This window comes from Algimonas arctica (genome assembly GCF_014652695.1).
Classification (GTDB): Bacteria; Pseudomonadota; Alphaproteobacteria; order Caulobacterales; family Maricaulaceae; genus Litorimonas; species Litorimonas arctica.
This window is the reverse complement of the sequence record NZ_BMZH01000004.1, coordinates 251,022-276,673: the sequence shown is the minus strand read 5'-3', so window position 1 is coordinate 276,673 and position 25,652 is coordinate 251,022. Positions and strand designations below refer to the sequence as shown.

Sequence of the window (25,652 nt, the reverse complement as noted above, 5' to 3'; positions counted from 1 at the left end):
CGTTGTTTTAGTCTGTCTCATGCTTCACTCCATAAGGATGGAGGTGAGCAAAGTCTCTCTTAGCCCAGGCTCAAATCTGTGCCATGAGCGCTGACGTCAGACAATAAATAAACATCATGGTCGAAGGGTAAGGCGCATTGTAATACACGCCGCCTGTCTGGGTGGCGATTTGTTGCATAAGCGCGATGTCGGCATTGGGGCCCATGGCGCAGCTGTAAACAGGGTAGGACGGCAGGTTATCCAACGGGGCTGGACCCGTGTTTTGGTAGCCATCAGATAATAAAATCATGGCCTTTGGGGTCGTGGCCGGATCTAGAAAAGTCGCGGCGGCAATTAATCCGCTCCCAATCGCTGTTGCACTGCCTGTAAACGTTAGCGCTTCAATGGCGTTGGCGGCCGCGATAGCTTGGCTTAAATTTTGATCAACTGTCGCGAGCGATGATCCTGCGGAATAGGTCGTTCTTGCTGTGGAATCATAGTTTACGACGGCAAGCCCATCACCGGGTTGGGCATATGAAACAAACGCTTTGCTCGATCTTTTCGTAATGGCGACATAGCCATTAATGGTCATACTGTTTGAGGTATCGATTATGGGAACGACATTCGCGAAATCCGTCATGGCTTACTCCTTGTTTTTGCAAGGCGAGTTTCAGCGGACATTCGAATAAAGGGGATGCCTTTGAGTTCGAGAAATCAATATTTTAATTTCAATTGTCATGGCTGCAAAAGGTCGCGCCCATGGAGATGTCTTAACATATAATAGCAATTATACAACTAATAACTACATTTTCATAAATTAAACGTTTAAGTGGATTTATGGAGCGACCTATATTGATGAATCCATAAGAAGATTGGCGTAAAACGTAAAAAGGGCCGACCTGTAAAACAGGCCGGCCCTCTCTGATTAGTCTTGTCCACGTTTCTTACCGGATATGACCCAAACAGAAACGCAACATTGTAAGCCTGCAATTGCGGGCTATGTTTTTGACGGCATAATCCGTTCGACCAATGTCCGAACAATTGCCATCACGGAGGCTGCGGCAAACACAGCGCCAAGGCTGACGAGAATAGCCCCAAGATGTACGCCAATAGCCGGAATGCCGTTCAATGATGCGGCACCGCCGACCATTAAGAATACGGCCGCAATAATAACGCCACGTCGGTGATCTCCATCTAAGAACCAGCCACTCGCTAATCCGAGGACAGCAAGAATAGCCGGATTATATCCGGTGATTACGAAACTTAAGGCGACGGCAGCGAGTACGCTCACAAGCCAAATAATTTTAGCGATAGACAAGATATTCCCCTTTATATGAATCTGCGCGTATTTTTTGTGCGTCAGACACCTAAAGATTAACAGGAATTAACCCAAAGTCAATTCCCGACGAAATGAACATCAAAGCCGATCAAAATTTTAGGCTCTTGGGCGAATGCGAGAAATATCCCTGATTTTTCGGCGTGTTACAAAGGTCTAGGGCTGTCGTGAAAGACTTCGCGCATAAGCGGGACGAAGCTGTCTAAACTATCGACCTCAAAATCAGGATCAAACGCGGGGGCGTCCCATTCATCAACCAATTTAACGGCGAGGGGATACCAGCTCTCGTCTTTCCATTGTTTGCGCAGGTCGGTGGGTGCGCCGAGATATTGGTAGTAATGTTCGCCCTGAAAGGCTTGGTGATTGTAAATCACGTGGTAGCTGTCTTCACTAATGTAAGGACGCATCATTTCCGCCGCGATGGGGCCGTGATTGGGCACATTGATGACTTTGGCGATGTCGTGGCAAAGCGCGATAACGATATGTTCTGTTGAAGCGCCCGCACGGCGAGCCAATGTCCCGCACATCAGCGAATGTTGAAGTTGATCACAGGCGAAGCCAAGTGTTGCGTCTTCGAGTTGGCGCAACATGCCGATGAAACGGTCGGCCGTTTTACCGAACTCTTGCTTATGGGCGGCGCCGATGATCTTCCAATCATCAAGTGAGCCCTCTTGCATGCGGGTAAATGTGGCCTGTTCTCCCGTCGTCGACGGGTCCATTTTCATCACATCATCCATGACGTCCATATCAACTTTCATCGCACGATTTCCTCAAGCTTGGTTCGCATTTTATCAGAAATTGGCACAGGCCGCCGGGTTTTTTCATCGACATAGACATGGACGAAGTGGCCGCGCGCGGCGGCGGCTTTCCCTTGGCCAAACAGACCGATTTCATAGCGCACAGAGCTGCCACCAATTTTACTGACGCGCAGAGCAGCCTTGATAGGCTCTGGGAATGTGAGCGGGGCAAAATAGGCGCAGCCGGTTTCGACAACGAGGCCAATAGTGTCGCTTTCACCGATTGTAAGAATACCATTTTCAATCAACCAGCGATTTACGACCGTATCGAAATATTCGTAATAAACCGCATTATTGATATGACCGTAAACGTCATTGTCGTTCCACCGTGTCGGTAGCTCGAGCGAATAGGCGTAATCAGTAAGGGTGTCGGGTTGCAGCCTCACGCGATCGTCTCGTAAATTTTAACGATATCGGCGTGGGTCATCTCGCGCGGATTATTGCGCAGGACGCGGTCTTTTAGGATTGCGTCATCCGCCATCATGGGAATGTCATTAGATGTGATATTCACGTCGCGGAGACGGCGCTGGACTTTTGTCTCATCTTGCAACCGCAAAATTTCGTCGATCAAAGCCGCGGGTGTCTGTCCAACCCCAAGGTCGGAGGCAATCTCGCCATACCACCGTTTGGCGCGATCTTCTTGGGCATTGAATTTCATAACTTCGACCATGACAAGCGAATTGGAGAGACCGTGTGGAACATGGAAAAACCCTCCCAGCGGGTAGGCGAGGCCATGCACCGCGCCAACGGGCGCATTTGAAAAAGCTTGTCCCGCCAGCATGGCGCCGATCAACATATCATTGCGCGCGTCCACATCGTCAGGCGTGTTCACAGCTCGGCCGATGGCGCGGGTGAGCTTACGCAAGGCGGAGAGACCCATTGCGTCGCTGATCGGATTTTTGCGGTGCACAGACGTGTAGGCTTCAATCGCGTGGACCATTGCGTCGATGCCCGTCGCCGCCGTGATATGAGCGGGCAGGCCGAGCGTTAAGCTCGCATCCAGCAGCACCCGGTCAGCATAGAGCGGGTCGGAGACAACCGCGTTCTTTGATCCTTCTCCTGTCGTGATAATTGCAACGTTGGTGACTTCACTGCCCGTGCCAGACGTCGTCGGAATCAGGACCAGTGGCAGGCGTGAACCCTGCGCGACATCGACGCCGTAAATTTGCGGTAAGGTGACGTCATTATCGGCGAGAAAAGCGATAACTTTCGCCGTGTCCATCGGTGATCCACCGCCAAACCCGATGACAAGTCCCGCGCCGAATTGCTTGACCGTTTCAGCCCCTGCAATAACGACGTCTTCAGGTGGGTCGGCGACGACATCGTCAAAGATCATTACCTCATAGCCTGCATCTCGCAGTGCCGCGACGCCAGCGTCCATGAGCCCGAGACTGCGTACGCCTTTGTCTGTGATGATCGCAATTTTCTTGTTGCGGGACAGTCCCGCGACATGGGCATCCAGCTTGGCCGTGCCACCCGCCTCGATGCGAATGTCAGAGACGGTCTTGAAACTTTGCATGCTCAGGTCTCCGTCTCAAGGTCAGTCATGGTCAGAATAACTTTCCCCATCGCACGGCGTTGGGTCAGCGCGTCAAACGCATCGGCGAAATCGTCCAATGGGTAATGACCGGAAATATGGGGTGTGATTGTGCCGTCCTTTAGCATGGCCATCAACTCGCCAACATTTTTGCTATGTTCCTTCGGCTCGCGTTGGGTCCAGGCACCCCAGAACACGCCGCGAATATCGATGGACTTTAGCAAAGCAAGATTGAGCGGGATGGCCGGAATATCGCCTGCGGCAAAACCGATGACGAGGTAACGACCGCCCCAATTCATGGCGCGCATAGCGGGCTCGGCAAATTTGTCACCGACGGGATCATAGATCACATCTGCGCCGCCCATCGCTTTGATGGCGGATTTTAGGTCCGTGTCGCCGGAATAGTTGATAGTTTCATCGGCCCCGTTCGCGCGGCAAACCGCTAATTTTTCATCCGTGCTGGCACAGGCAATAACGCGTGCGCCCATCGCTTTGCCAAGCTGTACGGCAGCAAGGCCGACACCGCCTGCGGCCCCTAAGACAACAAGCGTTTCGCCGGCTTGTAATTGAGCTCGCTGTTTCAAGGCATAAAGCGAAGTCCCGTAGGTCAGGACGAGGCCTGCTGCGATATCAAAGGGGAGGTCTCCGATGGGGCCGACTAACGGCGCAGGCGCAACAACCTCTGTTGCGAACGCTCCCGATTGTCCGAGATAGGCGACGCGGTCGCCCACGGCGAGGTGAGAGATATCGTCCGCGACCTCAGTGATAATCCCTGCCGCTTCTCCGCCGGGGATAAAGGGGAAGGGGGGGCGCACTTGGTATTTGCCTTCAATCATCAAGATATCAGGGAAATTAATTCCAGCGGCTTTGATTGCAACCCGGACATGGCCGGGCTTCATCGGGTCAGCGCTTACAGTTTCAACACTGTTCTTTCGATAGTCTTGGAAGGCGTGAACGCGAAGAGCTTTCATGGGGCGACCTTAGTTTTTGTGCGCGTCCCGACGGCGGGAGGCGTTTCCGGTGGGCCGGCGAAACATTGTGCGATCCGCATCCAGTGTTCCGCAGTATCACCCGTAGCTTTGAGGGCGATGTCGGCATCGCCAATATTCCGGCACTGGGTCACGACCTGACAGAAGTCCTCCGCCGGGCCGTCAATGCGGTTGTCGTCCTGCGGCTCATTCCATTCCCAAACACCCCCGCTGGGCGCAATGAGCCGGACATAGGGTTTGGGTTTCGGCGGGGCCACGCTGTTGACCTTAAAGCTCCAGCTATAGGTCGTGACGCCAATATGGGCGACGTTTTTCAAGCGATCCGCATTAACGCGCTCTACGCCGAGCGCGTCATAAATGGCTTGCGCGTGTGCCCAATGTTCCATTTGCCGCGCGATGATGCAGGAGCGGACGGACATGTCCGGGCCAAACCATTTCGTGCGGGCGTCTGGATCTGCGGCTGAGAAACGACGGGTCATCTCGGGATAAAATTCACGCCACGCGGCATACGTGTCTGAAGCGGGCGTCTCGCCAAACCAAGCGCGCTGTAACGGTCGATGCCCTTTGGCCATATCGGGCAGGATTTTCGTACAAAAGGCCGCGAAGGCGTCATCTCCCTTAAGGGCATCATCCGCGGCAATGTTAAACAGGTGCAAATGTTCAATGATTTCGCCAATCGTCCACCCTTTAAACGCCGTTTCACGGTTAAAATCTGCGGGGGAGAGGTCAGCCAGCAAGGCATTAATGGCGTTGCATTCGTCTTGGAAGTCATGAGCAGCTTGCATGGGCAGAGTGTGACGAAAGCCTATTGAAACGTCAATCGTCCGGTAGGGTCCATCGACCATGTGCGGACGGCAATTTGCGTGTGATGATCAGGGGGCATGGCGCGGCGGCCGATTGCTTGTAATGAAGACCCGAATCCCCACATCGGATTTCCGCAAGGCGAGCTGTGCTCGTTCAAAATTACTTTGGAGTGTGTCATGGCCGGACCATCCGTTTCGCCAGAGATTGATCGGCTGATCACACTGCTCGCGCGCTTGCCGGGGCTCGGGCCACGCTCGGCGCGGCGTGCGGCGCTTCATCTGCTCAAAGCCCCTGATAAGTTGATGACGCCGCTGGCAAGCGCGATGACAATCGCTGCCGACCGGATTTCCACCTGTTCTGTTTGCGCGAATGTCGACTCGGCGAACCCCTGCCATATTTGTACCGCGCCGGGTCGGGATCAAACGGCGATATGCGTGGTGCAGGATGTTTCTGATTTATGGGCGATGGAACGTGCCGGTGCGTTTCGCGGGACCTATCATGTGCTGGGGGGAACTCTGTCAGCGCTCGACGGCATTCGCCCCGAAGACCTCAATATCGCGGCATTAATCGGACGGGTGAGCGCGGGCAAAACAGAAGAAGTTATCCTTGCCATGAATGCCACAGTCGATGGACAAACGACGGCGCATTACATCACGGAACATTTGGAGAAAACGGGCGCGCGGGTTTCGCGGCTCGCGCACGGGGTCCCTATTGGCGGGGAGCTTGATTATCTGGATGACGGGACGATCGCGGCGGCGATGAAAAGCCGCCGACTATTGTAGGCGCGTTAAATTTCTTCAATCACACTGGTTCCGTGGCCGCCGGCCCCCATGCCGGATGTCCACTCCCATGTTTCATAAAGCCGGATCTTACCGCAGGGAAGGATCTCGGGGCGACTCTCACATTTACCGGACCGCAGAGCGCCTGATTTGGTGACGTGATGGTAAAGGAACGTGAGTGTTCCGTCTTTCCGTACTTTGCCAACAAGCGAGCCATAGTCGACTTTACCACCACTATATGTACCCATTAAAATGGCGTCTCGTTGCTCATAGCGGAAGACGGTGTTTGATCCCACATCCCCGGCTCCATTCGTGGAGACTGTCCGGAAGAGACGCTCACCATAGTGAATCATAAGAGCGGTCCTGTCTTTTGAGGCCCGCTATCCGTGAGCGCGGTGGGATCATCCTCATTCAGCTCTAGCTGCTCAATCCGATCGGCACGACGTGTGATCTTATCGGTGCTGATCCGGGCCTGCCGCATCATTTCCAGGCCGCCATCATAATGGCTCTGCAGCTTGGCGATACGGTCATCAAGCCGCCTCACATCCGCGCTAATTTTCGTGACTTCGTCAAGAATTACCGTGGCCTGTTCGCGCATGGCAGCGTCTTTTAGTACGGCATTCATCGTATGTAGCGTCGCCATAAAGGTGGTGGGGGAGACGATCATGACACGGTCTGTAAAGCCCCGTTCTATGACTTTCGGAAAGCGGGAATGAAGCTCCGCATAGATAGCCTCTGACGGTAAGAACATCAGCGCAATTTCGTGGGTTTCTCCGGGAAGAAGATATTTCGCGGCAATATCTTTGATGTGTTTGGTGCAATCTACGGCAAACTGTCGTTTCGCCGTGTCACGATTATCCGCCTCACCCACCACAGTGTCTTCGCTAGCGATCAGGCGTTGCCATGCCTCGAGCGGGAACTTGCTATCGACCGCGACGTCCAAATGGTCGCCGGGTAAATGGATCAAGGCATCAACACGCGCCCGATTGGATAGGGTTTGCTGGAATGAATAGGTGCGGGCAGGTAGGAACTGCTCGATCAGGGATTGCATTTGCTTTTCGCCGAATGCGCCGCGTGATTGTTTATTTGACAGGATAGATTGCAGACCAGACACTTCGCTCGCGAGTTCTTTTATATTAGCCTGCGCGCGGTCGATGACTTCAAGGCGCGTATCAAGCCGTTTTAAATGACCCGCAGAGGTCTCAGACTGCTCCGTGATTGATCGACCCACGCGTTCGGTCATGGTGGCTAATCGCTCATCCAAGCTCTTCTGAAATAAATCTCCGCGCTGCGCTTGTTCTTCTGACAGTTGCGCCAAACGACCCTGTAATTCTGCCTGTTGCCCGCGCATGGCCATAAGCTCGGATTTCGTCGCGTCATCTTTCGGGCGCAAAAGGGACCCAAACCAGAGGCCGAGCAATAGCAAAACCATGCCGCAAACAAGTTCTAAAGCCGTCAAATCTATCGGGCCATATGTTAGGATTGGTTCCATCTTTGTTCTCAAAGCACAGCTTGGCGTGTGAGGGAAGAGCCTGTGAGCGATGAACTTGGGCTTTCATAAATTTGCTCAGTATTTCGCTTTATTGATCATGAGGCGAGATCATCCCTATGAAGATGAGGGTGGAGCGGCGAACATTATATTCACCAGCTCACATAGCCTAAAGGCTAGGAGGTAATTCGTGGCAGTTTGTATATCCTCACATTTATACATCGGTTTTAGAGACACGCCACAAGGTCGTCGAATCGACTATCAAAAAATTGGGGATTTCAATGAATAAATACCGCCTTCTCGGCGCGTCAGCGCTCTCTGTTATGCTGGCATCAAGCTTGCCGAGTTTCGCGCAAGCGCAAGACACTGGTCCTATCTTGGACGAAATCATTGTCACCGCGCAAAGCCGCGCCAAAGGTTTGCAGGATGTTCCTATTTCTGTGGCGGCTGTCGATGCGAACACAATTGAGAAGACGGGAATCGTCAAGATCGAAGATCTGACAACTCTGGTGCCAAACTTTACCTATGCTGAAACAGGCATCACCACGGCCTTCCTCATCCGGGGAATTGGCTCTGGCGTGAACCAAGGGTTCGAGCAATCTGTCGGCGTTTATGTGGACGGCGTTCACTATCCACGGGGCCAACAGGTTCGGGCGCCGTTCCTTGATCTTGAACGAGTTGAAGTCTTGCGCGGACCGCAGTCCATTCTGTTTGGTAAAAACTCTGTTGCGGGGGCCATCAACGTCACCACGGCGAAGCCAACGGATTATTTCCAAGGGAGTGTGTTTGGGTCCTATGAAATCGAGGATAGCGAAACCGTTCTCGAAGGTATGCTCTCGGGCCCGATGTCTGACCGTGTTCGGGCGCGCGTGGCAGGTCGTTACCGCGATGCCGACGGTTTTCAAATCAACCAAACTCTCAACCGCGATGAAGTTGCGCGTGAAGAGCTTACGATCCGCGGGACAGTCGAAGTCGACTTGACCGAAGATTTGATGGCGACTTTCAAAGCCGAAGTGACGTCTTTTGATGCTATTGGCCGGAATATCGAAGTTGAGAACGCGACCCCGGTGAACAACCCGTCATCTCCGTTTAACGGCCTTACCTACCCACAAATTCTAGTCGGTGTGTTTGGTCAAGACGCTAGCGTTCTTGACTTCACGCAAGACGGCAATCGTCATTCCAATGGGGATAACAGCTTCAATGATATGGAAACATATCAGATGACGCTTGATTGGGCGTTGGGTGACCATACGCTGCAAGCGATAACGGCTTACGAGACACTGACCTATAATGAGCAGTGTGATTGTGACTTCACGGGCGCCAATATTTTCCTCGCACGTTTGCAAGAAGACTATACACAATTCAGCCAAGAAATTCGTCTGACGTCTCCCGAACGGGATGATTTTGATTACATCGTAGGGGCATTCTATCAGTCGTCTGATCACACCTATCAGGACCAAATTGTTGTCGAGTCGAATTCCATCCTCATCCCTGCCGTCAATGGCCGGTCTCCGGGGGCGGGCAGCTTGCTGTCAGGCACACAGGCGTTCCGTCAGGCACAAGTCGACTCGACAGTCCTGTCGGCTTTTGCCCAAGTTGATTGGCACCTTCGTGATGACTTGACCCTTCAATTGGGCGCGCGTGTTACGAATGAAGATAAGGATGGGGTTCGAAATCTTGATGTGACGACGGATAGTTTCGGCGCGCTGCCAGCCGCCCAAATTGGAGCGCCTCTGGTCTATGCTAACGTCTTTGGTATTGCATCTTCCAACCTCGACGGTTTGGCGGGGCTCGGCGTTCCAGGCGCGGCAGGACTTGTAGCGGCCTTTGGTTCCGGCACGGTGCCAACACAAAACCGTAACGTCACCAAGTTCTCGCCAGACGTGAAACTGGTTTGGGATGTGTCGGATGAAGCGCTGCTTTACGCCAGTTGGGCGCGCGGCTTTAAATCGGGCGGGTTTGACTTCCGCGCCAACAATCGGGGGCAGTCCGCGTCTACAGCGGAAGCGTTCCAGTTTGGTGATGAAGAAGCGACGAATTACGAAGTGGGTGGCAAGTTCAAACTCGGTCGCGCGATCGAGTTGAATGCAACCGCGTTTTTTACTGAGTTCGACAATCTACAGATTTCGATCTTTGACGGCATCCTCGGCTTTAATGTCGGCAATGCAGCATCGTCCGAAGTGAAGGGCCTAGAACTGGATGGTCGTTGGGCGGTCAGCAATAATATCCGCTTATCGGGCGGCGCGGCGCTAACGGACTTCGAATTCACCGATTTCCAAAATGGTCAGTGTTACGGCACCCAAGCCCGTGATGGATCCGATGATCGGTTTGATCCGACCACAGGGTTCTGTGACTATTCCGGTCTGAAGAACAACCTTGTTTCTGACTTTACAGGGAATGTCACAGTTGATTGGAATGCCATGGTGTTCGACGGTTATGAACTGACGGGCCTGACGACGTTGCTCTATAAGAGCTCTTACAATGCGTCACAGACCCAAGATCCGGCTGGTGTACAGGATGGTTACGTCAAGATTGACGCGCGGTTGGGCTTCGGACCACAGGATGGTCCGTGGGAAATCGCCGTGTTGGGTAAAAACCTGACCGACGAAATTCTTAAGACCTATAATGGGGACACGCCGTTGGGTGGCAGCACTTTTGGCGCGAACTCTAATTATACATTCTACAGCCAAGGCCGCACGGTTGCGGTGCAAGGGTCACTGAAGTTCTAGCCTCGTCCTTTCTATTAGAGAAAAGCTCCGCCCAATCGGACGGGGCTTTTTTTGTGGTGTGAGTTGGAATCAATTTGTCACCAAATTGGAATGGAATCATAACCTGAGGGCAACAAAAAACCCCGCCTCGCGGCAGGGTCTTGTCCGTCGTAATGACGTCGGAGAGGGGAGGCGTGCTAAGCGCTCATTTTATCTTTGGCAGGATCGCGCAAGACATAGCCGCGGCCCCAGACAGTTTCGATATAATGTTCACCTTGGGTGGCTGACGCGAGTTTCTTGCGTAGCTTACAGATAAAGACATCGATGATTTTAAGTTCTGGCTCGTCCATGCCGCCATAAAGATGGTTGAGGAACATTTCTTTGGTTAGAGTCGTGCCCTTACGTAAGGAAAGCAGCTCTAGCATCTGGTATTCTTTGCCGGTCAAGTGAACGCGGTGATCGCCGACTTCGACAGTTTTCGCATCGAGGTTCACCTTGATATCGCCGGTCGTGATGATGGATTGGCTGTGACCCTTAGAGCGACGGACAACGGCGTGGATGCGGGCCACGAGTTCGTCTTTGTGGAAGGGCTTGGTCATATAGTCATCAGCACCTGTGCCGAGACCCCGAACTTTCGTCTCGATATCGTTTGTACCGGAGAGAATAAAGATCGGCGTCTGAACTTTCGCGAGACGCAATGTCTTGAGAACTTCAAAGCCGGGCATGTCCGGCAAGTTCAGATCAAGAAGAATAATATCGTAATCATAGAGTTTGCCGAGATCGACACCCTCTTCACCGAGGTCGGTCGTGTAAACGTTAAAGCCTTCAGTCTTTAGCATCAGTTCGATGCCTTGTGCTGTAGCCATGTCATCTTCGATTAGAAGAACCCGCATTGTTCATCCCTCCCAGGCAAATCATATAACCTGTTCATTTGTTGAACCATGGTTAATGGAGCTTCACCGCTAAAGGAAACCGGTAAACCGAAAGTTAACAAGCTTAACAGCCTGTCACCTGCGCTTATTTAAATCGGAAGCGGGACGAGTTTGTTACAAAGGCATATTGGAGCGTATGGTTGAGAAGACTTAACCCTGTTCCTTCACCGGACCGAAAGCCCATCTCTGTAAAGACGACTCAATCAAACCCGTCAAAACGGGACGAATTGGGTATTTGGAGAGAGAATATGGCACAGATGTCGGACAAGCAAATTCAGCGCACCCGATTCCGGGTCGGAGAATTACAGAAACGAATCGCAGTTTTAGAAGCCACGCGCGAAGATCTAGAGCGCCAAATCCGGAAACTGTCGGAGAGTGTTCCAGAGGAGGCCGTCGATGCGACGGAACAACGCGAAGGTTATGTCGCCTACGGTAGCTATGCGCAGTCTGTAATTGTTCGCAAAAGCAATTTGCGACGGTCACTTGACGATATTGTTTCTCAAACGACAGACATCGCTGTGGAACTTCGCGATGAGTTAGACGCGTTGGATAGCTATGAACGCATCCGCGCGCGTCGTTTGGCGCAACAAGCTGAAAGCCGCCAAGCCCGCGCGGGTTAGGCTCCACTCAAGAGAGGCTGAGTAATTGGCCTACTCCACCGCTTCAAAGGCATAGCCCGCGCTTCGGACCGTCCGGATTGGATCGGGCTTGCCTGATACCTTCAAGGCTTTGCGAAGCCGTCCAATATGCACATCGACGGTGCGGGCTTCGACATAGACGTCACGTCCCCAGACCGCGTCGAGTAATTGCTCGCGCGAGAATACCCGTCCTGGGTGGCGGACAAAGTGATCAAGCAGACGAAATTCAGTCGGGCCAAGGTGAACGGTCTCGCCGTTACGCTTGACGCGGAACGCCTGACTATCAACTTCAACGTCCCCCACGCGAATGATATCTTCTAAAAGGCTCGGTTTCGCGCGGCGCATGAGCGCGCGTGTGCGCGCGAACAGTTCCGGCATTGAAAACGGCTTGATCATGTAATCGTCGGCCCCGAAATCCAACCCCGTGATACGATCCGTTTCGTCACTGCGTGCGGTCAGCATTATGACAGGCGTTTTGGACGTTTCTTTGCGACGCCGTAGGCGGCGGCAGACTTCGACGCCCGAAAGTTTGGGTAACATCCAGTCTAATACGATCAAATCGGGCGCTCGCTCAGATGCCAGCAAGAGCGCTTCTTCGCCGTCCATGGCGATAGCGGTCTCATAGCCTTCTTTGTCGAAATTATACTCCAGCAGCGTGGCTAGAGCGTCTTCATCTTCGACGATCAGAACATAAGGTTTCATTGGAGTGTCTCGACTTTCTTAAGACGATTTCTTGGTGTTGGGTTTGCGCATCATGGTTTTTACGGCGTCATCTTCGATTAATTGAACGCCGTGACGGGTGAAGTAGATGACTTCACAAACGTTGGATGTAAGATCACCAATCCGCTCGAGGTTCTTTGCTGCGAAAAGCAGAGCTGTCGATGCGTTGATCATGTCTGGATCGGCGACCATATAGATTAGCAGCTCGCGCAGGATCGCATTGTATATTTCATCGATATCATTGTCGGCCATCCAGATTTGAACGGCCGCTTTGGTGTCATCACGCAAAAAAGCATCGAGCGCGGCGGAGAGTTGTGCCTTCACTTGCCGGCCCATGCGTTCCACACCGCGAGTTAGGTCAATCGGCGATTGATGATTGAGATTGATCGCCCGTTTGGCGATGCCTTCGGCGAGATCACCGATCCGCTCCAGATCATTGGCAACACGTATGGCGCCAATCGTACGACGCAAATCGGTTGCCATCGGATTACGCAAAGCCAAAATGCGCATGGCGTCATTATCAATTTTCGTCTGCAATGAATTTGCGAGATCATCGCGCTCGATCACAGAGCGGGCGAGGGCGTTATCGCGCCGATTGAGTGCGCGAATGGCGTCGGCCACCATACCTTCAGCCAAGCTGCCGAGATCGGACAAGCTGGTCGTCAAATCATTGAGGTCGCTATCGTACCCGCTGACAATGTGGTCGGCCAAACTGTTCATTCGAACGGTCCCTGTACAGAGGCCATCAATTCGATTTGCCTCTGATTCTTAAAATCTAGCCTATGTGAGTTGTACGTGACAGGTTTGTGAAGTTAAAATGACCATGCTGTTTTAAGCGCATTATATTCGACATATGCGGCGGAAATGAGCGTTCCAAGGGCGAGGTTTTAGTCAGTCGGGCTCTCTTGATAGACAATACAAAACTCTGTGCCTTTGTTGGGCTCGCTTCTGACATAGAGGCCCGCCCGATGCCGTCGGGCGATATGTTTGACAATCGCGAGACCTAAGCCTGTCCCCTTTTCTTTGGAAGATAAATCACCCGCAACCCGGTAAAACCTTTCGCCGATACGCGGCAGATGTTCACGGGAAAACCCGGGGCCTGAATCTGAGATCGTAATCGTATAAACGGGAAGGGGGCTGGTCTGAACGGGATTGATATTCCGCGCTTTGGCGGTCTTTGACAAGCGACCATCGGCAAACGGAATCGTCGGGTCCCATTGCTCAAAGCGTGACAGCGTAATGTGAACCGTTGCGCCGGCAGGAGAAAGCTTCGTCGCGTTTTCGATCAGGTTGAGACAGAGTTGGATTGTCTCGTCCTGGTGTCCGGGAACAATCGCGCGCTTTTTCTTTTTATATATAATTGTGATGCCGCGCGCTTCCGCCAACGGCGCCACGGATTCGATTGCCGCGCGCACGGATAGATCAAGATCGGCCGTTTCGGTTGGGGCAATATGTTCTTCTTGTTCAATTCGGCGCAGCGAGAGCAAATCCTGAATCAAGCGCTGCATACGCTCTGCCTGCTGGCCCATAATTCCCAAGAACCGCTCCCGCGCGTCCGGATCATCTTTGGCGTGTCCGCGTAAGGTTTCGATATAACCAAGCATAGAGGCCAAGGGCGTCTTCAGCTCATGGCTGGCATTAGCCAAAAAATCCGCGCGTCTTTGATTGCCGAGTACGAGCTCCGTTACATCATTCATAACAACAAGGACGATCATGCGCCCGGACCCATCATCGGCGGGCGTTACCGCGGAAAAGAGAAGCGAGATGTAACTTTCTGTCGGGACTTCGCGGTGGACCATTAATGGATCAGGCGTGTAGCCCGCCAAAGCCGTGGCAAGCCTGTCGCTAATATCTGAATCTCTCACATAGACACTGAGTGGCCGACCTAATGTATCAATTTCGATCAGTGAGCGGGCGAGCGGGTTGGCGTGGATAACACGTCCTTCCCGATCGAGCACCGCAATCGCTTGCGGTAAGGCGTCCGTCAGTGTCGCTGCAAACCTCGCGCCCGAGAGAAAGGCGTCCGGGTCAATGGGTTGATCTGTTCGTGAAGACCGCAAAACGCGGCTCAACCTTATGAAAATCAACGTCGCAATCCAAAACCCCGCTAAAGTGGCAATTCCGACAAGCAAAGGGGTGCGGGCCATGATGGCCATCGCGGCAATCGCTATGATCGCAAAAACGGACAGGATGACAATGTCAGATTCACGCAAACTATGTGCGTTGCTCGCTTCGGTGTGATCCTGCGTTGTCATAGTGCAGCCCTGACGGAATGGGGAAGCCTCGTCCAGTCGTGCGATCTAAACATCCGAATAAAACCGCTATCATGGCTCAATACAGCCCTCTGAAGGCGGAAGCGATAGGTTAAACCCATTCCTGCACACGCCAGCGTCACTATTATCGTTTTTCGATAATGTTTTGTTGACTTGCGGAATGCAATCTGGTTGTTTCTAGCAGAGGCGGCGACTCGTGCCAGAGTTTCGGTCCGCATACCGTAAAGGAGTTTGAGTGAGATGCAGTATAGAGGCGAAATGCACGGTCCGACCGCGATAATGAAAACGGCTTTCATGGCTATGGCCATCAGTCTCTCAGCCTGCGCCAGTATCATTGACCCTGTCGATGATACGGTTGTTGATCTTAATGCGGCGGCTCCCACTCGGGCCACTTGGGCTGAACCTGCCCCCGAGGCGCTACCGCAAGCAGACTGGGTGGAAAGCTTTAGCGACGATAGTCTCAATGCGCTTGTGGCCAAAGCGCGCGCAGATAATCCCTCCCTCAGACGCACAATGGCACAACTCGACCGCGCGATTGCCGCGAAGAATTCAAGCCGTTCCAGCTTGTATCCGACCTTGGGTGGGGACGCCTCTAGTACGCGTAGTGAAGGGGGGACTGGCTTCAATTCCGGATCAACGAGTTATGGTTTGGGGGTGAGTTCTAGATGGGAAGTCGATGTCATCAACCGTATTCGCGATCAAATTGCGGCTGATGGCGAAGGCGTTGAAGCTTCGGCAGCGGATATCGCCGCGCTCGAGCTGACGGTGGTAAGTCGTCTGGCGAGTGGTTGGTTCGATGCTATCGAGGCCGGCCTATTGGTAGAGCTTTCTGCCGAAGAAATCCGGACACAAGAACGGTCGTTGCGGTTAACGCAAAGACGGTTCGAAAGTGGTTTGACAGGGTCATCCGATGTTCGATTAGCGCGGTCATCAATTGCCAACGCTCAAGCACTAGAACAGTCTCGATTGCAATTGCGGGACGCGACATTACGATCAATACAGACTCTCGTTCGCGACTATCCCGATGCTGATGTCGCGCTCCCGTCTGATCTGCCCGCTCTCCCGGTTTTTACAGGCGCGGGAACACCTGAAAATATGTTAGCAAGGCGTCCAGATATCTTGGCCTCAGAGCGTCGCATTGTGCAAGCTGGTCTAAACGTCGATGTCGCGCGCAAAGCCCTCTATCCGAGCCTCTCTATCACCGGAAGCGCGGGCGATGAGTCGTTGAACTCGATCGGAGATGTTCTCGATCTTAAAAGCCTGGCATTCTCTCTGACGGAGTCACTGACGGCGCCGATTTTTCAAGGGGGGCGGTTGCGTGCCCAAGTCGAGACACAAAAGGCGCAACTCGCCTCTCAAGTTGAAACTTATGCCGAAACGGTGCTGACAGCGTATCAAGAAGTTGAAAATGCACTGGATGCTGAAAAACGGCTGGAAGCCCGAGAAGCCGCGTTGCGTGTCTCTCGTGATGAGGCTGTGAAGGCTGAGGAAAGACTTGAACTTCGTTATACAGAAGGTCTCGCTACAATTTTGCAATTGCTGGATGCACAGTCGCGCCGTATTAGTGCGGATGGACAGTTGATTTCGGCACGGGCCGAGCGTCTCTCAAATCGTGTTCGGCTACATGTCGCCCTCGGGGGGGCAGGATATGTCGCACCGCTAAACTTACAAGACAGTGATCCTGTCAAAATTCTTGGAATTGAATTACCATGACCAACATAATTGGGTCTCATATGGAACCGGACATGCCGGAAAATCCCGAACAAGATACGGATGGTGTGTCCAATAAAGGGCTTACACGCGCCCCTTTGATTATTGTTCCGCTGGGCGTTGTTCTGGGCCTTGCCGCAATTATCTTAGCAGGCGGTAGTGGAACTGGCGAAGAAGTAAAACCGCCTGCCAAAGAGATGTTCGTCCTGTTGCTATTCATTGTGCTGGGGGTCGTTTCGATCATCATGGCCGTCAGATTGAGCCGTCCTAAGAAAAGACGCGGGATCAGTCGTCGCATTCAGTCTATAATCCTGCCCGTTCTTGTCCTCTTGATGTTCCCGATGGCGACCTTTGCGATCATCAACGCCAATCAAAAACCGGAAGAAACACGACGCCCGTTTACACCGCTTGCCGTCATGGCGGATTACGCAACGCGACAGGATGTTCGGTTGAGCGTTCAGACGCAAGGTGAAGCACGCCCACAAACAGAGATTGATCTGGTGCCTGAAGTCGGGGGCAAAATTGTCTATGTGTCGCCGAACTTTATTGAAGGCGGAATCTTCACGAAAGGCGAGACACTTATTCGCGTCGATCCGAGCGATTATAACGTCGCCGTGGTTCGTGCCCAAGCGGGTGTCGCGCAAGCAGAGCAGGTTCTCGCGCGTGAAATTGCCGAAGGCGATATTGCCCGGACTGATTATGAAGAGTTAGGCCGCGGCGCACCAAGCCCGCTCGCACTGCGCGTGCCGCAAAAGCAACAAGCTCAAGCCGCCCTGCAAGCCGCGAATGCGGATCTTGAGAATGCGCGCCTGCAATTGTCTCGCACCCGCGTTCTTGCGCCATTTACAGGCCGTGTGAGAACGAAAGCGTCTGATATGGGGCAATATGTGACGCCTGGATCGCGCCTCGGTCGGATATTTTCGACGGATATTGTCGAGGTTCGTCTCCCCTTTACAGACGGCGATATGGCGAAAATTGATCTGCCAATAGCCTTTGTCGCGAAGAATAAAGAGGAGGCAACACCCGTTGTTTTGTCCATCGAGATCGGCGGTGTCCGACAAGAATGGAATGGCCTCATCATGCGCACAGAGGCGACCTATGATACGCAATCTCGTGCGCTCTTTGCGATTGCTGAAGTGACCGATCCCTATGGTGCCGGTCGCTCGCAAAACGGGGTTCCGATTGCACCGGGTCTTTTTGTGAACGCAGAAGTCCAAGGGAAAATTTTCCCGAACGCCATTGTTATTCCGCGTGACGGGTTACGTGTTGATGATGAGATTTATACCGTCGATAATAAAGGCAAAGCCTCAATTCGCAAAGTCACCGTCCTTGATGCCACCGTTGAACGCGCCGTCTTGTCCTCCGGAGTTGAGGCGGGAGAGCTCGTTGTTCTGTCGCCAATGGAACGATCTCGAATTTCAATTCCGCTCAAGGTCTTGAATATCAATAATCCAGAAGACGTGCTGGTTGAGCCTGAAGAGCCGGAGTGGATGAGAAAAGAGCGAGAAGGCAAAGGGAGTAAAGGGGACACCAAATCGTCAGATGACGCTGATGGCGGCGATGATAAACCTGCGGACGAAGGTGCCTCAGAATGAAAAAGCTCATTACATATTTCGTCCGCAACCCGGTTGCGGCAAACCTGCTAATGTTCATGATGTTCGTTGGCGGCATTTGGGGCTACGTCAGCCTGCAACGTGAATTTATCCCGCAAACGACAATTAACGGCATGTCCGTTAGCGTCTCTTGGCCCGGTGCATCGCCACGCGACGTTGAGCAACAATTGGTTGTCCGGATTGAAGAAGCCGTCGATGGCCTCGATGGCATTGACTATATTGAAGGCAACGCCCGCGAAGGCGGAGCAAATGTCAATATTCGGACCAAAATTGGTATCGATTATGAAAAGATGATCGATCAGGTGAAAGCCCGTGTCGATAGTATTCAGAACCTTCCGCCTGACGCGTTTCGACCACAAGTCTCCCGTTGGGATGCGCGTGCTGATATCATGTATTTCGCCCTGTATGGCGACATTGATCGGCTGACATTGCAACGCGAAGCGACACAGTTACGTCAAGAACTGTCCAAGCTTCCTGGGCTTCAATTGACATCGCAAATATCCAAGCTGGATGAGCAGGTTACCATTGAAATTTCGGAAGAGGCGCTTCTGCGTTATGGTCTGACATTCAGTCAGGTCTCTCAGGCTATTTCAGGCGCATCCGTCAACCTCTCGGCAGGTACGGTCGAAACAACGGCGGGCAATTTACAACTCCGCGCGCGGAATTTGGCTGACAACTCTGACGAATTTAACAATATTATTATTCGCCAAACCGCGCAGGGCGGCACTGTGCGTGTGCGCGACATTGCTAATGTGATCGACGGTTTTGCGGAAGATGATTTTGACGCAAAATTCAAAGGCCAACCTGCCGCTATTTTTCAGGTCGTTTCACCTGACGAAATGAATATCACAAAATCTGGCGAAGCTATTCGACAGTTTGAAAAGGATGTTCGCGCGAAATTGCCGCCGGACTTCAATTTCTCGATCTGGTTTGACGGGTCGACAATGTTCGATAGTCGCATGGAATTGATCGGCGGTAATGCGCTGTCGGGTATGGTCCTCGTGCTTATCATTCTGATGTTGTTCTTGCGTCCGAAAGTGGCGATTTGGGTGACTGTCGGGATTGGCGCAGCCTTTATGGGTGCGATCGCCATTGCACCGCATATCGGCATTACGCTGAATATGATTTCGCTGTTTGCCTTCTTACTCGTGATTGGGATCGTGGTCGACGATGCCATTGTCGTGGGCGAGAGTATCCACCTTCATAATGAAAACGGGATCGAAGGAGAACGGGCCGCTGTGGGCGGGGCTTATATGGTCGCCAAACCGGTCTTTTTTGCGGTTGTAACGACTATCATCATGTTCTTACCCTTCCTGTTTATGTCGGGTCCGATTCAGGCGATCTTTAGCCAGATTAGCCTCGTGGTGATCGCGGTTCTTATCTTCTCCTTGATCGAAGCGTTCTTTATTCTGCCGGCTCACTTACGGCACATGAAACATGTTGAACCGACGTCTAACCGTTTGCTCAGTCTGCAGACAAAGATTGCGGATAGTCTCGTCACATTTGCGAAAAAAGTGTTCCGCCCTCTGGTCGCGACTCTTATTCGCTGGCGCTATGTCACGCTCAGCAGCTTTATCGGGCTCTTGTTTGCTGCGATTGCGCTGCTGGTCACAGGCGTTGCGCCAACCGCTTTCATTCCAGAAGTTGAAGGTGACATGGTTAGTGTGGAAGCTCGGTTCCCAGAGGGCACATCCTTCGCGCGCGTGAACCAAGCGCGGGCACAGGTCGATGCTGGGATTAAGAAACTCAACGATAATGCTATGGCTGATTTTGGTATGGAAGGCCCGATTATTGATAAGCCGGGGACCATTGCCCAGGGGCGGAGTATCAATGGATTTTTGGGTCTCGCAACAACGAATGAACGGCGTAAACTTTCGACGAAGGCGATCGCTGATAAGTTGGAAGAATATGTCGGCCCAATTCCGGATGCGTTTCGGGTTCAATACGGCTTTACCGAAGGCGGTTCTGGTCAAGGCGGTGGGCTGTATTACGGTGTCGCGGCAACCAATGAAGACGATCTACGTGCGGCCTTGCTGGACATTAAAAACCAGATGGAAAGCTATCCCGACATCAACAATGCTTGGGATGGTCTTGAGAGTTCAGCGCAGGAAATTCGTTTCACGTTGAAGCCCGGCGCTGAGACGCTTGGCATCTCACTCGCTGATGTCACACGGCAAGTCCGCGAAGCTTTCTATGGTCGTGAAGTACAACGTCTACCGCGCAATGGCGAAGATGTGCGCGTTATGCTCCGTTACCCCGAAGCCGCGCGCGAGAGCTTCGACAGTCTGAATAATCTTCGTATTCGGGCCGTTAATGGTGTTGAAGTTCCGCTCTATTCCATCGCCGATGTAGAAATCGCCGAGGGGGTTGGCCGGATTAATCGCCGAGACCGTAAGCGCGTCGAATATACGGGCGCGCGAATTCGCGGTGAGCAATCGCGTCTGGCTGAAATTAAAAAGGATATGGACGAAAACTTCTTCCCGCAGTGGGATATTCGTCACCCGCGTGCGACCCGTGTTGTCGTGGGCGAAGACGAAATCCAGAGTAATTTCATACGCGAATTGATCATCAGCTTGGTCGCGATTGTACTCGCAACTTATATCTTATTGGCGATTGCGTTTAAGTCATACGCTCAACCGATCTTGATCCTCGTGGCATTACCTTTTGCCGGGGTTGGGATGATCTTTGGCAATATTATCACCGGCGTTCCTTTTGGGATGTTCTCTGTCTTCGGGTTCTTTGCCGCAACAGGGGTGGCGATGAACGATAACCTGGTCTTGATCGATTATGTCAATCGACTGCGAGATAAGGGCATCGGCGCTTATCAAGCGATGTTGGACGCCTGTGTCGCCCGGTTCCGGCCGATCCTCTTGACCTCCGTCACGACCTTTGTCGGACTTGTGCCCATCTTATTTGAAAACAGCCCACAGGCTGAGTTCCTCAAGCCTATGGTCGTGGCTCTGGCATTTGGCGTGTTGTTCGACTTCTTCCTGACCTTAATGCTGGTTCCGGCCATGTATGGGATTGGGGTTGATATAAACCGCTTCTTCAAAGGCCTTTGGAACGGCAAAAAATATCCGCCCCTTGGATCAAGCTATGACCCTGAATTGGCGTTAGCACTTGATGATTTTGAAGTAGAAATTCCTCCTAGCTTAGGCAACGGAACTCCGCCTCCAGCCCCAGCCGAATAGAAAGTAAATACATGAAACGTTCTTTGATGGCGGGCACAAGCCTGCTCGTAATGCTCCTTGTTGCCTGTAGCGATGCCTCACCTGTCGAGACCAACCGTATAGACGCGTCATCCGAAGTTGTGGTCCAACCGGCCCAGCTTGGCACGTTTGGTGTTTCGCTTACGAATATGGATGTGAGTGTCGAGCCGGGCGAAAATTTCTTTGAATATGTCAACGGGACATGGCTCAAGGACACAGAAATCCCGGCAGATCGTAGCCGCTTTGGCGCATTTAATGTGCTGAGTGATCGTGCCGAAGAACGTGTTCGCGCGATTATTGAAGACGCCGCAACGAGTAAGAACCCAAGCGCCGACGAAAAGCGGATCGCCGATTTCTACAATGCTTATCTTGATGTTGATGGCATCGAAGCGGCAGGGCTGGCGCCTGTCCAAGCAGATCTGACGCGTATCAGGGCTGCCGCAACGCGTAATGATATTGCTGATCTCATGTCCGACCCGGCGTTAGGTCTCGATTCACCGATGAACCTTTACGTTTATATCGACGCGAAACAGAATGACGAACACCGTGTTTATATGAGCCAATCCGGCCTCGGCTTGCCGAACCGGAATAGCTATTTTGAAGAGGGTGATCGCGCTGACGAAATCCGCGCTGGTTATGTCAATTTTGTCGCCACCATGCTGAGCGAAGCAGGCGTTGATAATTCGACTGAGCGGGCGGAAGCTGTGATGGCATTTGAAACGGCGTTGGCCGAAGAGTTTTGGGAGCCCGTCAAACGCCGTGACCGTGATCTGACTTACAATAAAATGAGCCTAGATACTTTGGCGGAGACGGCCCCGGGCATGCCATGGGCGCGCATTTTCGATAATTTAGGATTGGGCGGAGAGAGCGACGTTATCGTCCGCGAAAAGTCTGCGATTGAAGCGGCTGCCGCCGTCTTTGCAGACACGCCTGTCGATGTGATGAAGGATTATTTGACGGTCTCACTCCTGTCGAACAACGCAGCCTATCTGCCCAAGCGGATCGATGATGCGTCATTCGGATTTTACGGTAAAATTCTGCGCGGCCAAGAAGAACAACGTCCGCGTTGGAAGCGCGGCGTTGGCCAAGTTAACGGCACGCTCGGCATGGTTGTCGGCAAAGTATATGTTGATCAACATTTCCCGCCCGCCTCCAAAGCACAAATGGATACGCTCGTAGAAAACCTTCGTGCGTCTTTCGAAGAAGGGATCAATAACCTCGAATGGATGGGCGATGAGACGAAGGAGCAAGCACAGTATAAGCTGGCTAAATTCAATCCAAAAATCGGTTATCCTGACGTCTGGGAAGCCTATCAAGGGCTCGAAATCGATCGCGCTGATCTCTACGGCACAGTCAAAAGTGCGCGCCAATGGGGTTGGGAGGATCAACTGAGCGACTTGGGCGCACCGATTGATCGCGACGAGTGGGGGATGACCCCACAGCAAGTGAACGCGTATTATAACTCGATCCTAAATGAAATCGTCTTCCCAGCGGCCATTCTCGATGCGCCATTCTTTGACCCCCATGCCGATGCAGCCGTGAACTATGGCGGTATTGGGGCGGTGATCGGTCACGAAATGGGCCACGGTTTTGATGATCAAGGTCGCAAATCTGATGGTGACGGGATCCAGCGTGACTGGTGGACTGAAGCGGATGCCAAAGCCTATACGGAACGCGCGTCTAAGTTTTCTGCGCAATATTCCGCGTTCGAACCACTCCCCGGTGAATTCCTCGATGGCGACCTTGGTCTCGGCGAAAACATTGGTGATCTGACGGGTGTGACGATGGCCTATAATGCCTACAAAAAATCGTTGAACGGTGAAGAAGCCCCTATGATTGATGGTTTCACCGGTGATCAGAGGTTCTTCATGGCATGGGCGCAAGTTTGGGCGATCAAATGGCGCGACGAAGCTTTGTCACAACAGATCAAAAACGGCCCCCACAGCCCAGGCGAGTTCCGCGCGAATGGTATCGTCCGGAATATCGATGCGTGGTACGAGGCCTTTAATATCGGCCCAGATGACGCGATGTATTTGGCCCCAGAAGACCGGGTCAAAATCTGGTAGTCTCAAAATTCAAAGCCCGCCAAATTGGCGGGCTTTTTTATGGGCGGTGACGGCGGATAATATCAGCGAGATGTGCGATGTCGTCTTCCGGCGTGTAAGCATGAACTGAAAACCGAAACCCGGTTTTGCGTTGATCATGCAGGATGCTGTGATCCGCTAGCGAGTGCGCCAAAACGTCAGGCTTGTCCGGTTTAATAACAAATGTCGCGCCGCGCCGTGACGGGTCATTTGGGGAAACGCGCCACTGTTCCGGCGTGGATTCCATCAGGTAATCCAAATGCGATTGGATTTTATTTTGTTCTGCGTTCAGGTCCAGCGATTGCCATAACGTGATGGCAGCATTGGCACAGATGAGTGGCGCCGGGGACGGGGTGCCGCCGAAAAACCGCATCGCATCATTGGCATAGCGGAAACTCACTATGTCCATTTCAAATGGATTTTCATGGCTGAACCAGCCGACGTCGACGGGTTCACACGCAGACCACATCTCGGGCTTAGCATAGAGAAAACATGCGCCCGGACCCGCGCAGAGAAACTTGACCCCTGTGCCCAAAACGAAGTCAGGGTCCCAATCCGCAACCGGCGTTGGGACAGCACAGAGCGATTGCGCAATGTCGACGATAGAGATCGCGCCAGCGCGTTTCGTTGCCGCGCAGATGTCTGCCACAGGCAAGAGGTGCGAACTATCAGATAAGGCGTGGGTGATGTGAACAATCGCGGTCTGCGCGTCGAGGGCGGCCTGCCAGACTGTGATGTCCATCGGATCGCCGTCGATAAAGCGCAGGCGATAGCCAACGCGTTCTGCCATTTTTATAACGAATCCGATGGTTGGAAAATCCTGCTTGGACAGCAGGATCACGTCACGCGACGGATCGCGAGGTAGGGCATGTATAATCTTCGTCAGTCCACTGGATATATTCATCTGTGGGCAGATCGCAGCGGCGGTGACGTCGAGGAGAGACGCAACCCCAGCCCGGAATTGCTCGACCATGGGCATCCATCCCGACCAATTTGTACCGCTTTGCCATGGACTAAGATAGGATTGGTCAAGCGCGTCTCGGATTCCGCGCGGGAGACAACCGACACTGTGAGAGAGGAAGTAATGGTCCGGAACGTGGAAATGCTCGCGCATTTTAGTGTGGACTCGGATGCTTTGGTTCTGACGTTTTAACGTCTAATTTATCGCGAACCTTGCCGTAGGTTCCGCCCCAACGGTCCGTCATATCAGCGCGGACTTGCCAAAGCTCAGGGAACATTTTGTATCGCAAACCCTCGTCCAGAATTTCAACGGAACGCCCTTTGAGAGACTTCGCTCCCACGCCAATCGACCGGTAGATGAGCTGCATATGGTCGCCTCGGAATTTTTGGAATTGCTCGTCAAATTCAGCCAGGGCTTCTGCGATCATGTAGGCGTCATCATGACGATAATCCGTATCGTAAACTTGATCGACTGTCCGCGTTCCACCCTCCAAATAGACATCGACGAATGTCTCCCAGAGGTCTTTCGGCATTTTCAAGAGCACACGAAAGCCGGGGCTCTCTTGGCCGCTGCCATTACCGAGCAGAAGACGAATGCGTTGGTAGTCTTTGGGCGACATGGTTTCGAGCAGGGTGAGTTGTTGGCTCATCATTTCCTGACAAATATGGACGCGGCGAAATAAGGTGAGGGCTTTGAAACTGTTGCGCGCCCGCATTTCGTCATCAATATCAAGCAATGTCGTAGCCATCAGCTTCATCCACAATTCTTCGATCTGGTGGACGATCATGAATTGCATTTCGTCAGGATTGCAGAGGTCTTCCGGCTCCTTTTGGCAGGCGAGGAGCTGCTCTGTGTTCAAGTAGATTTCATAATCGAGCTGGCCGTTGCCGCGCATCAGCTTTTTGTAGGCTTGTCTGTCCATGGGTCTTATCCTTAGTGATCGTTCGTTCAGCGGTTCGCGAACGGGGATCAGGAATGACCAGTCAGCCATTTTCGCAGCACATGCTGCGCGAGTTTGAGACTTGCATTAGACATAACATATGATTGGCGTGGAAGCGGCGCCCTGTAAAGTGCGGATTAGCCAGTGCGCATTC

22 protein-coding genes are annotated in these 25,652 nt (G+C 52.7%); 7 read left to right on the top strand and 15 right to left on the bottom strand.

Annotated features, from left to right (window positions below):
- Nucleotides 1-70: 70 nt before the first annotated feature.
- From IE105_RS07070 to IE105_RS07040, 7 genes are all read right to left on the bottom strand, one after another.
- Nucleotides 71-619 carry a vWA domain-containing protein gene (locus IE105_RS07070; RefSeq protein ID WP_189496840.1) on the bottom strand — a complete coding sequence of 183 codons (549 nt, stop codon included), beginning with the start codon at nt 617-619 and terminating at the stop codon, nt 71-73.
- Between the two features lie 357 nt (nt 620-976).
- The gene (locus IE105_RS07065; protein ID WP_189496838.1) at nt 977-1,297 is read right to left on the bottom strand and encodes a hypothetical protein; all 321 of its coding nucleotides are present in this window, start codon (nt 1,295-1,297) and stop codon (nt 977-979) included.
- Nucleotides 1,298-1,461: 164 nt separating this feature from the next.
- On the bottom strand, nt 1,462-2,073 hold the full coding sequence (locus IE105_RS07060) for an HD domain-containing protein (protein WP_233354031.1): 612 nt from the start codon (nt 2,071-2,073) through the stop codon (nt 1,462-1,464).
- Nucleotides 2,070-2,498 carry an acyl-CoA thioesterase gene (locus IE105_RS07055; protein ID WP_189496836.1) on the bottom strand — a complete coding sequence of 143 codons (429 nt, stop codon included), beginning with the start codon at nt 2,496-2,498 and terminating at the stop codon, nt 2,070-2,072. Before IE105_RS07055 ends, IE105_RS07060 begins: the two co-directional genes overlap by 4 nt.
- Nucleotides 2,495-3,631, bottom strand: a complete 1,137-nt coding sequence (locus IE105_RS07050; RefSeq protein ID WP_189496834.1) for an iron-containing alcohol dehydrogenase — start codon at nt 3,629-3,631, stop codon at nt 2,495-2,497. The genes IE105_RS07055 and IE105_RS07050 overlap by 4 nt, the downstream gene beginning before the upstream one ends.
- 2 nt (nt 3,632-3,633) lie before the next feature.
- Nucleotides 3,634-4,620: an NADPH:quinone oxidoreductase family protein gene (locus IE105_RS07045; RefSeq protein ID WP_189496832.1), complete on the bottom strand. Its 987-nt coding sequence runs from the start codon at nt 4,618-4,620 to the stop codon at nt 3,634-3,636.
- A complete protein-coding gene (locus IE105_RS07040) occupies nt 4,617-5,483 on the bottom strand; it encodes a TIGR03084 family metal-binding protein (RefSeq protein ID WP_233354030.1) in 867 nt (288 codons plus the stop codon). The genes IE105_RS07045 and IE105_RS07040 overlap by 4 nt, the downstream gene beginning before the upstream one ends.
- 135 nt (nt 5,484-5,618) lie before the next feature.
- Between IE105_RS07040 and recR the strand changes: the two genes are divergently transcribed.
- Nucleotides 5,619-6,224 carry a recombination mediator RecR gene (gene recR, locus IE105_RS07035; RefSeq protein ID WP_189496830.1) on the top strand — a complete coding sequence of 202 codons (606 nt, stop codon included), beginning with the start codon at nt 5,619-5,621 and terminating at the stop codon, nt 6,222-6,224.
- A gap of 5 nt (nt 6,225-6,229) precedes the next feature.
- On the opposite strand, the gene IE105_RS07030 is transcribed toward recR, so the two are convergent.
- A complete protein-coding gene (locus IE105_RS07030) occupies nt 6,230-6,574 on the bottom strand; it encodes an avidin-fold protein (RefSeq protein ID WP_189496828.1) in 345 nt (114 codons plus the stop codon).
- Nucleotides 6,571-7,713 carry a DNA recombination protein RmuC gene (locus IE105_RS07025; RefSeq protein ID WP_189496826.1) on the bottom strand — a complete coding sequence of 381 codons (1,143 nt, stop codon included), beginning with the start codon at nt 7,711-7,713 and terminating at the stop codon, nt 6,571-6,573. Before IE105_RS07025 ends, IE105_RS07030 begins: the two co-directional genes overlap by 4 nt.
- 278 nt (nt 7,714-7,991) lie before the next feature.
- Here IE105_RS07025 and IE105_RS07020 point away from each other — a divergent pair, with 278 nt between their 5' ends.
- On the top strand, nt 7,992-10,439 hold the full coding sequence (locus IE105_RS07020; protein ID WP_189496824.1) for a TonB-dependent receptor: 2,448 nt from the start codon (nt 7,992-7,994) through the stop codon (nt 10,437-10,439).
- A gap of 176 nt (nt 10,440-10,615) precedes the next feature.
- On the opposite strand, the gene ctrA is transcribed toward IE105_RS07020, so the two are convergent.
- Entirely contained in the window at nt 10,616-11,311 is a 696-nt protein-coding gene (gene ctrA / locus IE105_RS07015; protein WP_189496822.1) for a response regulator transcription factor CtrA, read from the bottom strand.
- Between the two features lie 287 nt (nt 11,312-11,598).
- Here ctrA and IE105_RS07010 point away from each other — a divergent pair, with 287 nt between their 5' ends.
- Nucleotides 11,599-11,970, top strand: a complete 372-nt coding sequence (locus IE105_RS07010) for a flagellar export protein FliJ (RefSeq protein WP_189496821.1) — start codon at nt 11,599-11,601, stop codon at nt 11,968-11,970.
- A 30-nt stretch (nt 11,971-12,000) separates the two neighbouring features.
- Here the strand turns inward: IE105_RS07010 and phoB are convergent, their stop codons facing one another.
- From phoB to IE105_RS06995, 3 genes are all read right to left on the bottom strand, one after another.
- Nucleotides 12,001-12,690, bottom strand: a complete 690-nt coding sequence (gene phoB, locus IE105_RS07005; RefSeq protein WP_189496819.1) for a phosphate regulon transcriptional regulator PhoB — start codon at nt 12,688-12,690, stop codon at nt 12,001-12,003.
- Nucleotides 12,691-12,708: 18 nt separating this feature from the next.
- Nucleotides 12,709-13,428, bottom strand: a complete 720-nt coding sequence (phoU, locus tag IE105_RS07000) for a phosphate signaling complex protein PhoU (RefSeq protein WP_189496817.1) — start codon at nt 13,426-13,428, stop codon at nt 12,709-12,711.
- Between the two features lie 167 nt (nt 13,429-13,595).
- Complete coding sequence (locus tag IE105_RS06995; protein ID WP_189496815.1) at nt 13,596-14,963, bottom strand: ATP-binding protein; 1,368 nt, start codon at nt 14,961-14,963, stop codon at nt 13,596-13,598.
- A gap of 276 nt (nt 14,964-15,239) precedes the next feature.
- Here IE105_RS06995 and IE105_RS06990 point away from each other — a divergent pair, with 276 nt between their 5' ends.
- Genes IE105_RS06990 through IE105_RS06975 form a run of 4 tightly spaced genes read left to right on the top strand, consistent with a single transcriptional unit; the run spans nt 15,240 to nt 23,579 of the window.
- Complete coding sequence (locus IE105_RS06990) at nt 15,240-16,694, top strand: efflux transporter outer membrane subunit (RefSeq protein WP_189496813.1); 1,455 nt, start codon at nt 15,240-15,242, stop codon at nt 16,692-16,694.
- On the top strand, nt 16,691-18,286 hold the full coding sequence (locus IE105_RS06985) for an efflux RND transporter periplasmic adaptor subunit (protein ID WP_189496811.1): 1,596 nt from the start codon (nt 16,691-16,693) through the stop codon (nt 18,284-18,286). The genes IE105_RS06990 and IE105_RS06985 overlap by 4 nt, the downstream gene beginning before the upstream one ends.
- A complete protein-coding gene (locus tag IE105_RS06980; RefSeq protein WP_189496809.1) occupies nt 18,283-21,495 on the top strand; it encodes an efflux RND transporter permease subunit in 3,213 nt (1,070 codons plus the stop codon). The genes IE105_RS06985 and IE105_RS06980 overlap by 4 nt, the downstream gene beginning before the upstream one ends.
- Nucleotides 21,496-21,506: 11 nt before the next feature.
- Nucleotides 21,507-23,579 carry a M13 family metallopeptidase gene (locus IE105_RS06975; RefSeq protein ID WP_189496807.1) on the top strand — a complete coding sequence of 691 codons (2,073 nt, stop codon included), beginning with the start codon at nt 21,507-21,509 and terminating at the stop codon, nt 23,577-23,579.
- Nucleotides 23,580-23,616: 37 nt separating this feature from the next.
- On the opposite strand, the gene IE105_RS06970 is transcribed toward IE105_RS06975, so the two are convergent.
- Both IE105_RS06970 and IE105_RS06965 read right to left on the bottom strand, forming a co-directional pair.
- Nucleotides 23,617-24,570 carry an aminotransferase class V-fold PLP-dependent enzyme gene (locus tag IE105_RS06970; protein ID WP_189496805.1) on the bottom strand — a complete coding sequence of 318 codons (954 nt, stop codon included), beginning with the start codon at nt 24,568-24,570 and terminating at the stop codon, nt 23,617-23,619.
- Nucleotides 24,571-24,712: 142 nt separating this feature from the next.
- A complete protein-coding gene (locus IE105_RS06965) occupies nt 24,713-25,480 on the bottom strand; it encodes a tryptophan 2,3-dioxygenase family protein (protein ID WP_189496803.1) in 768 nt (255 codons plus the stop codon).
- Between the last annotated feature and the right edge of the window lie 172 nt (nt 25,481-25,652).

Bases quoted from the DNA above. Each gene is read 5' to 3' on its own strand.
- IE105_RS07020 (WP_189496824.1), top strand. From the start codon at position 7,992: ATGAATAAATACCGCCTTCTCGGCGCGTCAGCGCTCTCTGTTATGCTG.
- IE105_RS07010 (WP_189496821.1), top strand. From the start codon at position 11,599: ATGGCACAGATGTCGGACAAGCAAATTCAGCGCACCCGATTCCGGGTC.
- IE105_RS07070 (WP_189496840.1), bottom strand. From the start codon at position 619: ATGACGGATTTCGCGAATGTCGTTCCCATAATCGATACCTCAAACAGT.
- phoB (WP_189496819.1), bottom strand. From the start codon at position 12,690: ATGAAACCTTATGTTCTGATCGTCGAAGATGAAGACGCTCTAGCCACG.
- recR (WP_189496830.1), top strand. From the start codon at position 5,619: ATGGCCGGACCATCCGTTTCGCCAGAGATTGATCGGCTGATCACACTG.
- IE105_RS07050 (WP_189496834.1), bottom strand. From the start codon at position 3,631: ATGCAAAGTTTCAAGACCGTCTCTGACATTCGCATCGAGGCGGGTGGC.
- IE105_RS06980 (WP_189496809.1), top strand. From the start codon at position 18,283: ATGAAAAAGCTCATTACATATTTCGTCCGCAACCCGGTTGCGGCAAAC.
- IE105_RS06970 (WP_189496805.1), bottom strand. From the start codon at position 24,570: ATGGTCGAGCAATTCCGGGCTGGGGTTGCGTCTCTCCTCGACGTCACC.
- IE105_RS06975 (WP_189496807.1), top strand. From the start codon at position 21,507: ATGAAACGTTCTTTGATGGCGGGCACAAGCCTGCTCGTAATGCTCCTT.
- IE105_RS06985 (WP_189496811.1), top strand. From the start codon at position 16,691: ATGACCAACATAATTGGGTCTCATATGGAACCGGACATGCCGGAAAAT.
- ctrA (WP_189496822.1), bottom strand. From the start codon at position 11,311: ATGCGGGTTCTTCTAATCGAAGATGACATGGCTACAGCACAAGGCATC.
- IE105_RS07040 (WP_233354030.1), bottom strand. From the start codon at position 5,483: ATGGTCGATGGACCCTACCGGACGATTGACGTTTCAATAGGCTTTCGT.
- IE105_RS07045 (WP_189496832.1), bottom strand. From the start codon at position 4,620: ATGAAAGCTCTTCGCGTTCACGCCTTCCAAGACTATCGAAAGAACAGT.
- IE105_RS07025 (WP_189496826.1), bottom strand. From the start codon at position 7,713: ATGGAACCAATCCTAACATATGGCCCGATAGATTTGACGGCTTTAGAA.
- IE105_RS06965 (WP_189496803.1), bottom strand. From the start codon at position 25,480: ATGGACAGACAAGCCTACAAAAAGCTGATGCGCGGCAACGGCCAGCTC.
- IE105_RS07030 (WP_189496828.1), bottom strand. From the start codon at position 6,574: ATGATTCACTATGGTGAGCGTCTCTTCCGGACAGTCTCCACGAATGGA.
- IE105_RS07060 (WP_233354031.1), bottom strand. From the start codon at position 2,073: ATGAAAGTTGATATGGACGTCATGGATGATGTGATGAAAATGGACCCG.
- IE105_RS06995 (WP_189496815.1), bottom strand. From the start codon at position 14,963: ATGACAACGCAGGATCACACCGAAGCGAGCAACGCACATAGTTTGCGT.
- phoU (WP_189496817.1), bottom strand. From the start codon at position 13,428: ATGAACAGTTTGGCCGACCACATTGTCAGCGGGTACGATAGCGACCTC.
- IE105_RS06990 (WP_189496813.1), top strand. From the start codon at position 15,240: ATGCACGGTCCGACCGCGATAATGAAAACGGCTTTCATGGCTATGGCC.